This window comes from Citrobacter sp. 50677481, from assembly GCF_001463265.1.
Lineage (GTDB): Bacteria > Pseudomonadota > Gammaproteobacteria > Enterobacterales > Enterobacteriaceae > Citrobacter_A > Citrobacter_A sedlakii.
Window position 1 is genome coordinate 516,461 of record NZ_LNHZ01000027.1, and the last position, 11,775, is coordinate 528,235.

Sequence of the window (11,775 nt, forward strand, 5' to 3'; positions counted from 1 at the left end):
TTCCCAATTCTCAGTAAGATGGAACAACAATTTTTTAACCTGGCATTAAAGATCGGCAGCCCTTTCCGGCCATGCAATCGGCGAGACACCTCCTAAAGATGGACGGGCGAACAGATAGCCCTGGAACTGACTGATACCGGCTGATTCCAGCCACATCCACTCTTCCGCCTTTTCAACGCCAACCGCAGAAATCGCTATTTCCAGCGACGAGCAGCATTTGACGATCGCTTGTACAATGGCCTGCCGGGGCCCACTTTTGTGGACATCCATAATGAGTTCCCGGTTAATTTTTATGCGATCCGGCTGGAACTGCGACAGCAATAACAAGCCCGCAGAGCCGGCGCCAAAGTGGTCAATCGCCACGCTAATTCCGACGCTTTTGAGTAGTCTGACAGAGGCGGTAAATTGCTCAAGCCCCGAGATCACTTCGCGTTCTGTGAATTCAACCGTCACTTGTTCCGGCACCAGGCCGGAACGCTCAATGGCGTCCAGCAACGTTTGTACCGCGTGGGGAATGTTGACCAGCGTCATAGGCAACACATTCACCGACAGTGAATATCGCTGCAAATTCAGCCTGCCCGCCAGCGCAAAGGCCTGTGTTTTACTGTGCAGATCCGCTTCGTAAAGTGCCGTCCCGGTAAGCCCGGCGAAATAACGTTCTGGCCCCTGTCCGTCTGGCGTTCGCAGCAAGGCTTCCAGCGCGACAATCTCCCGGGCGAAAGGATCGATTAATGGTTGAAAGGCAAAGCAACATTCTGCGTGGGTATCTTCTTGCACACTCTTTTCCCTGCTTACACCTTCGGCAATAAATTCCCATGTATTTGCCGGTGGAATGGCAAAATAATTTTCCTTTTCGGTCGCCTCTATAAAAGTGCGAAAGAATTTCAGCGGTCGGTCGTTAAACGCCAATTGATACCGGGTGGTACCTTTATCGAGTACGTGTTGCAAAACGTCATTTCTGGCAAATTCGCGCAGGTCGAAAAGCTCCATTCCCACTTTACCAAAGCGGCGTGACGGCCCGTAGTCACGCAATAACTCTACCAGATTATGATGCCTCTCATCGTTGATGATGTGTTGATAGATCTGCTGAACGCCCTCCTCTGGCCCTTCAAGCAGTTGAAAAAAATGTTTTCCGTTAAACAACAGGATCCCGGTGACGTTGGCCTGTTCGTTTTTTACCTTTGCTGCTGCCACCATTTTTTCAAGAGAGATCAGAGAAAAAGTGTCGCAAATATGACTACGGTAGATAACCGTTGTGAGCATGATGAGTCCAGATATATAGGAGGGAACATAAATACCCTACCAGAACCGTGCCTTCCCGTCTCCAGAAAACTCACTTTACGCTAACAATATGTTCACAAAGGAAAATGTTACATTTCTATTGTCTAAATATTGGCATAATTTACCCAATTCCCGCCTAAAAATGTTGTACAGCTATTGATGACACAAATTGTAAATTATTGATTTTAATTTATTGATTTTAAACGGTTAGCACAAAAAGCTAAAAATTAGCATGCTATTTTGTACGCATCCTATGTACACATTTTCTATATTTGTATAACTTAAATTACAACTTTGTAGATTATTGAAACAAATGGGAGTCACACATGCATCACAACATCAACATGTCCGATTCAGCGAATGCGATTGCCCAGTACTTCAATAAAGCTAGCCTGCCGACTCAGCAGGAAACCCTGGGTCAACTTGTGGTGGAAATCCTCACCGACGGCAAGAGCCTGAACAGGAAGTCGCTTTGTACTAAATTGCTGAGCCGCCTTGAAAAAGCGAATAGCGAAGCGGAGGAACACCACTATCACACGCTGATTGGTCTGCTGTTTGATCGTTAGTGGAGGTTCACGCCAACGCCAGTGTCAGCGTTGGCAACCAGAGATGCGGTTATGAACAGAAGTGAAGAATATGAACGACTGACGGATGAAATTATCGGTGAAGCGGTATTAACGCTGCTGAAAAGCCATGGTCCCATTAGCACCCAGGCACTGATCGTGACGCTGGGAAATATGAAGGCCAACGCGGGAGACAGTAAACGACAAGAGGCCATACAAAGCGTCATGACCGAAGTCACCGCCATGGCGGCCAGAAAGCGTCAACGCGCGCGCCGACCAGATTCACATGCAGTACGACGGGGCAACGTGCTTGAACTGTTTGGCAGTCGCCAGTCAGACAGCACAAAAAAAATGCACTAACCAACGCCATTTTACAACTTAACGGTGAAAGCACATGAGACAAGCGATGCTTAAGCAGACCGATTTTTACGCAGTTCTTCCAGATACAGCAATGTCCGAATTTTTCCGCAACGCAGGCGACCGTCTTGCCGAGGAGTCAGCGGTACTGGCGACCGCTATCAGCAGCATTATGGCTTCTGATGGGCATATCACCAATAAAGCGATTATTTTATGGCTGGTCCAGGCGCTGGAAACTACGGACAGCGTGGTACAGGCTGATGTGTTACGGAAAACACTGGAAATTGTCGTTGGCTACACCATGGATGATATTTAAGGTTTACCCACTGTCTTTCTGGCCCATCCTGACACGCTGTCCCGTTGCAGGATGGGCTGTGAACATTACGGCTTTTGTTGATTTTGCTCAGCCTTACCAAAAGAGCGCGTCATGCCATGACCATGCTCCCCCGCGCCGCTGACCCTTTTTAACTGTATCACTTGCCCTTTCTCCCAGGCGTTGGCGCCTTGTGCTACCGGATGCGCCACAATATCCCGCCGCTGTTGTTTAATTTCTTGCGTATTAATACCCAGTCGACGGTCCCGATCGGCTAATAGCGCCGGGTCCAACTGCCCGTCGCCGGTAAAGCCCATCATCAACGCGGGGATCCCCATTGGAAGCGTTTTATCGCGATCGGTATGCCATGTATGCCAGGTTTTGCCGTAGGTGTTGACGATTTTGCTCATCAACGCTTTGTCCGCGACGGCGGGAAGACCCGGCGCCACCAGGCTGCCAGACTTCACTTCATACTGATGGCTGTGCCAGAGTTTTTTTTCCTCTGGCGGCAGCGTATTGAATAACCGCTCGCTAATGATGTATTCAACGCCCATCAGACGCGCGTCTTTGGTATTCCCGTCGTAGATCACCGCCTGCATCACTTCATCATTAAGTACAGTGACATAATGATGCGCTTCCATCTGGCCATTTTTATCGCCACTGTAGAAATGGAAGCCATCCAGATAGGCGCTGATGGCCTCGATCGGCGGCCGGGACTGTATCACTTCCGCCCCGGCTTCCAGCGTACGCAGGCTTGCAGACGTTTCTTTACCGGGTATCGGCGTCTTCGGCGGGGTTGTGTTCGCCCCGCAGGCCGTTAATAACGCAACCGATGCTGCAATGCATAACCCTTTTTTCACTTATGGCCTCCTGAATAATGCGATGCTGCGTCCGGCAAGTTCATAATCCGTTTCATTTTCGATAATCAGTCCCTGTTCAGGGTCATTAGCCGTGTTCAGTTCCAGTACCCAACCGCCATCCCCCGTTTGCGGGATGCTGAACGGCACGCTACATTCGAAGGGATTCAACAGAAGCAGAACCTCGTGCCAGATCCCGTCTTCGGTCTCGGGATCGGGACGACCGATATACACGCCAAGCGTGGAGCCTTCATCCCACTGCTCCGGCTGCTGTAGCCCGCCCCCGGCATTAAACCACTGGATAACCATGCCATCGCGCCAGTTTTCCCGACGCAGCAACGGCTGCTGTTTCCGCAGTTCAATAAGGTGGCGCGTAAATTCCCGCAATTGTTGCGCTGACTCCGGTAAATTCTCCCAGTGGACCCAGGAAATGTCGCTGTCCTGGCAGTAGCCGTTGTTATTCCCGTTCTGGCTGCGGCCAAACTCATCACCGGCCAACAGCATCGGCGTACCGTGGGACAGCAGCAGCGTGGCGAGGAAATTACGCTTTTGCTGTTCGCGCGTGGCGTTAATGACGGCATCATCCGTGGGACCTTCCGCGCCATAATTGCATGACCGGTTATCGTTATGTCCGTCGTTATTGTCCTCGCCATTCGCCTCGTTGTGCTTCTCGTTATAGGACACCAGATCGTTCAGGGTGAAACCGTCATGCGCAGTAACAAAATTGACGCTCGCCCATGGCCGCCGCCCTCGCAGGTCATAGAGATCGCCGGAGCCAAGCAGGCGTGCGGCAAAATCGGTAGAAACGTTGTCGCCCTTCCAGTATTCGCGCACCGTATCGCGGTATTTATCATTCCATTCTCCCCACCCTGGCGGGAAACCGCCTACCTGATACCCGCCCGGTCCAATGTCCCAGGGTTCACCGATCAGCTTGAGTTTCGACAGCACCGGATCCTGCATCATCGCGTCAAAGAAGCCGCCGCGCTGATCAAAACCCTCCGGTTCGCGACCGAGGATCGTCCCGAGATCAAAACGGAAACCATCAACGTGCATCGCTTCCGCCCAATAGCGCAGCGAGTCCATCACCATCTGCAGCACGCGGGGATGAGAGGTATTAACGGTATTCCCCGTCCCCGTGTCATTAATATAATAACGATGCTGATCCGCCAGCGTGCGGTAATAGGAGAAGTTATCAATACCCTTAAATGACAGCGTCGGCCCCAGCTCGTTACCTTCCGCGGTGTGGTTATACACCACATCCAGAATGACCTCGATACCCGCATCATGATAGGCGCGCACCATGTCGCGAAAGCCCTGTATGCCGCGCGGACCGTAGTAGCGCGTCGCCGGAGCGAAAAAGCCCAGCGTGTTATATCCCCAGAAGTTTTTCAGACCTTTGTCCAGCAGATGCTGATCGTCCGGAAACCAGTGAACCGGCAGCAGTTCGACGGAGGTAATGCCAAGACTTTTAATGTAATCCACGCTTGCCGCATGGCCCATCCCTTCAAACGTGCCGCGCAATTCTTGCGGTATCGCGGGATTCAGCCAGGTGAAACCTTTGACGTGAGTTTCATAGACAATGGCGCTGGGCCAGGGAATATCCGGGCGACGGTGATCCTGCCAGTCGAACGCATTCGGGTCGACAACCTTACATTTTGGCGTAAACGGGGCGCTGTCGCGGGTGTCAAAGCTAAGATCCTTTTCTTCGCTTTCCAGATCGTAAGCGAAATGCGCCTCATTCCAGGCGATATCCCCCACCAGTTCCCGGGCATAAGGGTCTATCAACAATTTATGGGGATTGAAACGGTGCCCGTTCTCTGGATCAAAAGGCCCGTGAACCCGATAGCCATACAGCGCCCCGGGTTCCAGACCCGGCACGTAGCCGTGCCAGATCTCATGCGTAAATTCCGGTAAGGTCAGGCGGGCAATTTCGTTTTGTCCGCTCGGATCATACAGGCACAGTTCTACGCGCTCGGCATGGGCGGAGAAAAGCGCAAAATTAACCCCCTGTCCGTCGTAGTTTGCCCCTAACTGCTGGCTGTGCCCTGCTGTGATATCAAATTGTTTACCTTTTGCTTTTGCCATTATCCATTTTCCCTTTCTGCACTCGTCTGTTCAGACGGGTGTTCGCGTAAAACAGCAATAAGTGGATGACCGGGGAGTTGCGCGACGTCAAGCGTGGCGCCGACATCGACCGTCTCGTGATGAAAGACGTCTTCATACTGACGATTCGCCAGCCGTGCGGGCAACGCGATACGGGTGTCTGCCCACAGCGTGCCGCCAGCAGAGGAGAGTTCGCCCTCTATGCGATGGAATACCCAGCGTGGCGCCACCACCACCAGCGCGTTTTTTTCATCTGCTCTGGCATAAGCAATGACGTGCTCCGCGTTGTCCCCCTCGGCGTCGAGCGGCAGATAGTCGCCCTTGCGAAACAGCGTGGGAAACCTTTGTCGCAGATGCAGCAGGACGGCGGTCACATACTGATTCACCTGACCATTCATCCAACTCGCTTCCTGCGTAAATACGCGGCTGTCTGCCTGTGCGAGCTGGCGGGCCAGCAGGGCAAAGTCCGGCAGGCGACGATTATCCGGGTCAACCAGACTGAAATTGAGCGCCTCGCTGCCCTGGTAGATATCCGGCACGCCGGGGGCGGTCAGTTTAATCAACGTCTGGGTCAGGCTATTCACCAGTCCGGCACGAATAAACGGCTGCAACGCAGCGTGAAAATCCTGCAAAAACAGCGAGTTTTCTGGTGACAGCATATGCCGGGCATAATCCAGGACCGCCGTTTCGTAGGCCTCGTTAGTATCCACCCAGTCCGTCCGCAGCTTGGCTTCGCGTAGCGCTTTTTCCACAAATTCAAGGAATCGCTCCTCAAGCGCCTGCAAACCGTTCGCGTCATCCGGACGGAATACCGCGGGCCATACCCCCGCCAGCGCCTGATAGAGCATCCAGGTATCCGCCGCTTTGGGCGCGGTGCCGTCATTGAGAAACCGGACATGGGTCTGGTTCATTTGCCGCCATCGCGCCAGATGCTCCGCCCAACGCGCCGGCGCCTCGGTCAACGTGTATAACCGGGCGCGGGCGTCTTCGCCGCGTTTGGTGTCGTGAGTCGACGTGCTGGACAGCGCATCCGGCTGTAGCCGCATACGGGACTGCATCTCCTGATGAAAGCGCGTGAGTGAGAAAAAGCGTTGAACGGGCTCTGCGCCAACTTCATTTAGCGCCAGATCCATGTTCTGGCGAAAGAACAACGTGTCCTCTACCGATTTGGCCATTAGCGGGCCGGTGAGCTGCTGGAAGCGCGTGCGGAAGGTCGCCGCCGTGGTGGTCAGGCAGGCGTCATCGGCACCGACCAACAACCGAGAGAGAAAACCAAGCGCCTGAGCGTCCGGGGCAAACTCACTGGCGCTCAGCTGTGCGGTGACATGTCGCAGCAGCTCGCGATCCGCCGTGCTGAATCCCTGCGCGGTGCCATACGTTCTGTACACCGGAAAGGCAATCAGCAGTTCTCGCAGCGCGCCGCGCAGCGTCTCGTCATCAATATCGACGCGCTGTTGACGGGCCAGTTCGCTTGCCAGTTTCAACAAGCGGGCAAATTCGCCGGCAAAATTACGCTCTATCATCAGGACCCGCGCCTTACGCAGTTCAGCGCGCATATCCACCTGCTGACCGACTGCATCCTGCCAGACGCGTCGGAGATCGCCCAGCGCGCGATCGTCCACCAGCACTTCGGCCAGAGCCGCAATAAACTCATAGCCGGTGGTACCCGAAATCGGCCATTCCTGCGGTAATTCCTCCCCGCGGGCAAGAATTTTTTCAACGGTGATATAGCACGCCTCACCGACCTTTTGACGTAAACGCTGAAGATAGGCCTGCGGATCGGCAAGGCCGTCAATATGGTCGATACGCAATCCGTCCACAGCGCCGTTTGCCACCAGTTCAAGGATCAGTTGATGGGTGTCATCAAATACCCGATTGTCCTCCACGCGAACGCCAACCAGTCCAGTGACTTCAAAGAAACGGCGATAGCTCAGATTTGTCGCGGCCTCGCGCCAGGACATCAACCGCCAGGGTTGCCGTTGGTGCAAGTCGGCAATGGCCTGTTTATCGGTCATCGCCAGCACATCCGCTTCATTTCCCTGCCAGGTTGACGGATCCAGTGGGTACAAGGCGTCATAATAGGCCAGCGTCGGTTTACCCGTTTGCGGATCCGCTTTGATGCTGATCTCCCCTTTTTCCAGGACTTTCTCAAAAGTGTCGCCAAGGAACGGTAATGTCAGTCGCTGTGACCAGTCGATATCGAAATGGCTGGCGTAAGCGCTTTTCTCTCCGTGTTCAATAACGTCACGCCACCAGCGATTTTCCAGCGAACTGGCCATATGGTTAGGGACGATATCGAGGATCAGACCCATTTGCGCAGCGTGAAGCGCTTGCACCATGCGATCAAATCCTTCCCGCCCGCCGATGGCAGGATCGATCTCATTACAGTCTGTGACGTCATAACCGTGGGTCGAGCCCGCTGTCGCCGTAAAGATTGGCGAGGCATACAAATGGCTGATCCCGAGCTTTTTCAGGTACGGTATCCGTTCGCTAACGGCGTCAAAAGTCATGCCGTTGCGAAACTGAATTCGGTAGGTCGATGAAGGGATCATGGTAAGGTTTCTCCCTGTGCGAATCGGACGACAATGGCATTTGGATTAAGACGCTCGCTGGCTTCCGGCCAGGCGAAAACCGTTTTCCCCGGCATTTCCGGCAGCACCACTGGCACATCGCCAATATTGAACGCCAGCGACAAAACGCCTGTCGGGAAACGCCAGCGCACAGCAACAAAACCGGGGGCAGTCTGCACCACTTCGCCTTCACCGCCGCGTGCGGTTTTCAGCAGCGGGACGATAACGCGCCGGCGTCTGCACAACAGATCCCGGGTGAAGGTCAGCCACGCTTTTCCTTCTTCATGCTGCATTTTTTGCCAGTCGAGTTTCGCGCGCTGGAACGTCTCAGGCGCATTGGGATCCGGTACGTTCTCGCCTTCATGTCCGGCGTGTCCGGCAAATTCCTTCGCCCTGCCTTCACGCACCGCGCGCGCAAGATCGCCATGGAAATCCGTAAAAAATAAAAAAGGATGCGTTTCGCCGTATTCCTCGCCCATAAACAGCAGCGGAATATGTGGCGACATCAGGAGCGTGGCAAGCAGTACCCGTGTTTTCTCGGCTCCCGCCAGCGTAATCAGCCGTTCGCCCTGCGCACGGTTACCAATCTGATCGTGATTCTGAATAAAATCGACAAAGGTCGTCGGTGGCTGCTGTCGGCTGCTAACGCCGCGCGCTTCTCCGCTAACGGCGGACATTTCCCCTTGCCAGGCGAACCCTTCGCTCAGTGCGCGGGCAACATAGCGTTCGGGCTGAGTGGCGAAGTCGGCGTAATACCCGTGATTTTCCCCGGTCGCCATGACGTGAATGGCGTTATGGAAATCGTCGTTCCACTCACCGGAAAAGAGTGGCGTCGCGCCATCTTTAGAACGCGGATGTAAAAACAAGACATTACGGTTGTCTTCGGTGGTGAGATGTATCGGCCGGTCGCTAATCTCACGACGGATACGTTCGGCTATCTCTACCAGCAGATGCGGTTGCGCGTCATCTTTGATCTGATCGATGGCGTCAAAGCGCAATCCGTCAAGCTGATACTCCACCAGCCAGTACAGCGGCGCGTCAGCAATATAGCGGCGTACCGCGTCGTTTTCATAGGCGATGCCGTTACCCCACGGCGTCATGCGCGCGGCGTCGAAAAAGTTCTCAGATAACAGCGGCAAATAGTTACCTTCCGGCCCAAAGTGGTTGAGCACGATATCAAGAACCACCGACAAACCGTAACCGTGTGCGGCATCAACAAAGGCTTTAAAATCGTCTGGTGAACCGTAGGCGGAATGCGGCGCATACAGCAACGTGCCGTCATAACCCCAGCCGCGTTGACCGCCAAACTGCGAAACCGGCATCAGTTCAATGACGGTAACGCCCAGTTCCGCGAGATACGGAAGTCTGGCGATTGCCGCCTGGAATGTCCCTTCAGGCGTAAAGGCGCCGAGATGCAGCTCATAGAACACCGCTTCTTCCCAGCGACATCCCTGCCAGTCAGTGTGTTGCCAGCAATAGGCCTCGGGATCGACGACGCGCGACGCGCCGTTCACATCGTCACACTGCGCACGCGAGGCCGGATCGGGGATTGCCGTCCCGTCGTTCAATACAAACTGATAAGGCGTTCCCGCCTTGACGCCGTTAACCTGGCACTCAAACCATCCCTCTCCGCTGGCCGTCATTTCGTGGTTTCGATCGTGAATACGGAGATACATCTTTTCCTGACTCGTCGCCCAAATGCGAAAGCGAACGACATCCGCGGCCACAAATTCACACCCCCAACTTCTGATAAAGGATTTTGAACTCATACTGTCGCCCCATTAGACCCGTTTCATCCTCGGGTGAGTTTTATGCAGCAAATACCCCTACCGTTGCTGTATGAAACAGCATACGCAGAACAAGCATAGACCAGCTCTGACGATTGCGAGGTGACAGCGTCACGTATGAAGCGCTTTTCTGACTCGCGCCCCCCTGAAAAGCGGATCGATAAACGGGGTTTACGCAGGTGTTTGATATTTCTTTCAATGAATAATGACGAACATTATTTCCTGAAATCAATACGCGAAGAATTGACCAAAATAAATACGTATAAACCATGATGGCTTTTGGTTTTCATTTTGACTTTTATTCACGCAGGCGCAAAAAGGTTATTCATCTAAAAACAGACTAAAAGAACGGGCTTTTTATTGCTTATGGTGATAACGCCGGATTTTCAGGCTTTGCCTGCAGATTTGTATAAAAATATCCCTTAAGTCATGACACTCTTTCTTTCATATGATGATGCTACATTACAGGTGTGACGTATTATTTAATTCGATCTACTATCCATAAAACTGCGAAGACGCCTGTCCCGTGTCTTTCGCGAACGACCGTAAGGATCTGCCTGATGGAGATGTATCTTAAAAGAATGAAAGACGAATGGGTCGCGTTGGTTGAACAAACGGACCCGCATATTCGTAAACTGGCTTCTGAGATTGCGATTCACCACGCGCACACCCTGAGCATCGAGTTTTATCGTATTGTGCTTGCCGACCCGCATGCTGAAGAATTTTTAAGTAATGAACAGGTGGAGCGGCAGCTAAAACACGCGCTGGAAAAGTGGATTGTCGATGTGCTCTCCTGCACTAGCGGTGACGTTGATGAGTTAATCAAAGTGCAGCATACGGTCGCTGAAGTTCATGCCCGAATCGGGATTCCCGTCGAACTGGTGGAAATGGGTTTTCGGGTTCTGAAAAAATTGCTCTACCCGATCATCATAGACAGTCACCATGAGGCGACTGAGAAACTCCTGATCTACCATTTTTCTATTAACAGCATCGATCTGGCGATGGAAGTCATGTCCCGGGCCTTCTCTTTTAGCGAAAGCAGCGCGGCAAAAGAAGATGAAAACTATCGTATTTTTTCCCTGCTGGAAAATGCCGAAGAAGAAAAAGAGCGCCAGATTGCCTCACTGCTCGCCTGGGAAATGGATATTATCTATAAAATTATGCTCGACGCCGACTTTGGCAACAGTCTGCCGTTAAGTCAGGCGGATTTTGGGCTGTGGTTTAACCATAAAGGGCGTCACTATTTTAGCGGCATCGCTGAAGTGGGCCATATTTCCCGACTGATCCAGGATTTTGACGGCCTGTTTCATCAAACCCGGGGAACCGCAAAAGCGCTGAACAATAAAGCCTCGCGGGTAAAGTTCCTTCTGCAAATCCGCAATACCGTTTCGCAAATCATCACTCTGCTTCGCGAACTGTTTGAAGAAGTTTCACGCCATGAAGTGGGAATGGATGTATTGACGAAGCTACTCAATCGCCGGTTTCTGCCCACCATTTTTAAACGCGAAATCGCCCACGCCAACCGTGCCGGAACGCCGCTTTCCATTCTGATTATTGATGTGGATAAATTTAAAGAGATTAATGACACCTGGGGACACAATACCGGTGACGAGATCCTGCGGCGCGTTTCCCAGGCCTTTTACGACAACGTGCGCAGCAGTGACTATGTTTTTCGCTACGGCGGCGATGAATTTATTATTGTGCTGACCGAAGCCACCCAGACCGATACCCTGCGCATCGCGGAGCGTATTCGCAGCCGCGTTGAGAAAACCAAAATTAAGTCTCCCGATGGTGAAGCGATCCCGCTTTCGCTTTCCATTGGCGCGGCGATGTTTAACGGCCACCCCGATTATGAACGCTTAATTCAGATTGCTGACGAGGCGTTATACATTGCGAAAAGGCACGGCAGAAACCGTGTTGAACTCTGGAAACCAGGCGCCTGAG

At 52.9% G+C, this 11,775-nt stretch carries 9 protein-coding genes; 4 read left to right on the forward strand and 5 right to left on the reverse strand.

Going from position 1 to position 11,775, the window contains the following annotated elements:
• Positions 1–45: 45 nt before the first annotated feature.
• The gene (locus tag APU02_RS08250) at positions 46–1,263 is read right to left on the reverse strand and encodes a diguanylate phosphodiesterase (RefSeq protein WP_060569767.1); all 1,218 of its coding nucleotides are present in this window, start codon (positions 1,261–1,263) and stop codon (positions 46–48) included.
• 344 nt (positions 1,264–1,607) lie between these two features.
• Between APU02_RS08250 and ycgZ the strand changes: the two genes are divergently transcribed.
• From ycgZ to APU02_RS08265, 3 genes are read left to right on the forward strand one after another with little or no spacing between them, the layout of a single operon-like run.
• Positions 1,608–1,847, forward strand: a complete 240-nt coding sequence (gene ycgZ, locus APU02_RS08255) for a regulatory protein YcgZ (RefSeq protein WP_042282993.1) — start codon at positions 1,608–1,610, stop codon at positions 1,845–1,847.
• A 51-nt stretch (positions 1,848–1,898) separates the two neighbouring features.
• Positions 1,899–2,204, forward strand: a complete 306-nt coding sequence (locus APU02_RS08260) for a hypothetical protein (RefSeq protein WP_060569768.1) — start codon at positions 1,899–1,901, stop codon at positions 2,202–2,204.
• A 46-nt stretch (positions 2,205–2,250) separates the two neighbouring features.
• Positions 2,251–2,517: a biofilm development regulator YmgB/AriR family protein gene (locus tag APU02_RS08265; protein ID WP_060569769.1), complete on the forward strand. Its 267-nt coding sequence runs from the start codon at positions 2,251–2,253 to the stop codon at positions 2,515–2,517.
• Positions 2,518–2,582: 65 nt separating this feature from the next.
• On the opposite strand, the gene APU02_RS08270 is transcribed toward APU02_RS08265, so the two are convergent.
• From APU02_RS08270 to treZ, 4 genes are read right to left on the reverse strand one after another with little or no spacing between them, the layout of a single operon-like run.
• Entirely contained in the window at positions 2,583–3,374 is a 792-nt protein-coding gene (locus tag APU02_RS08270; protein WP_042282999.1) for an OBAP family protein, read from the reverse strand.
• The gene (gene glgX, locus APU02_RS08275; RefSeq protein WP_060569770.1) at positions 3,375–5,456 is read right to left on the reverse strand and encodes a glycogen debranching protein GlgX; all 2,082 of its coding nucleotides are present in this window, start codon (positions 5,454–5,456) and stop codon (positions 3,375–3,377) included.
• On the reverse strand, positions 5,456–8,026 hold the full coding sequence (gene treY / locus APU02_RS08280) for a malto-oligosyltrehalose synthase (protein ID WP_060569771.1): 2,571 nt from the start codon (positions 8,024–8,026) through the stop codon (positions 5,456–5,458). The genes glgX and treY overlap by 1 nt, the downstream gene beginning before the upstream one ends.
• Positions 8,023–9,813: a malto-oligosyltrehalose trehalohydrolase gene (gene treZ, locus APU02_RS08285; protein ID WP_060569772.1), complete on the reverse strand. Its 1,791-nt coding sequence runs from the start codon at positions 9,811–9,813 to the stop codon at positions 8,023–8,025. Before treZ ends, treY begins: the two co-directional genes overlap by 4 nt.
• 578 nt (positions 9,814–10,391) lie before the next feature.
• Between treZ and APU02_RS08290 the strand changes: the two genes are divergently transcribed.
• Positions 10,392–11,774 (forward strand): diguanylate cyclase, encoded by a 1,383-nt coding sequence (locus tag APU02_RS08290; protein ID WP_042283011.1) that lies wholly within the window; start codon positions 10,392–10,394, stop codon positions 11,772–11,774.
• Position 11,775 lies beyond the last annotated feature (1 nt).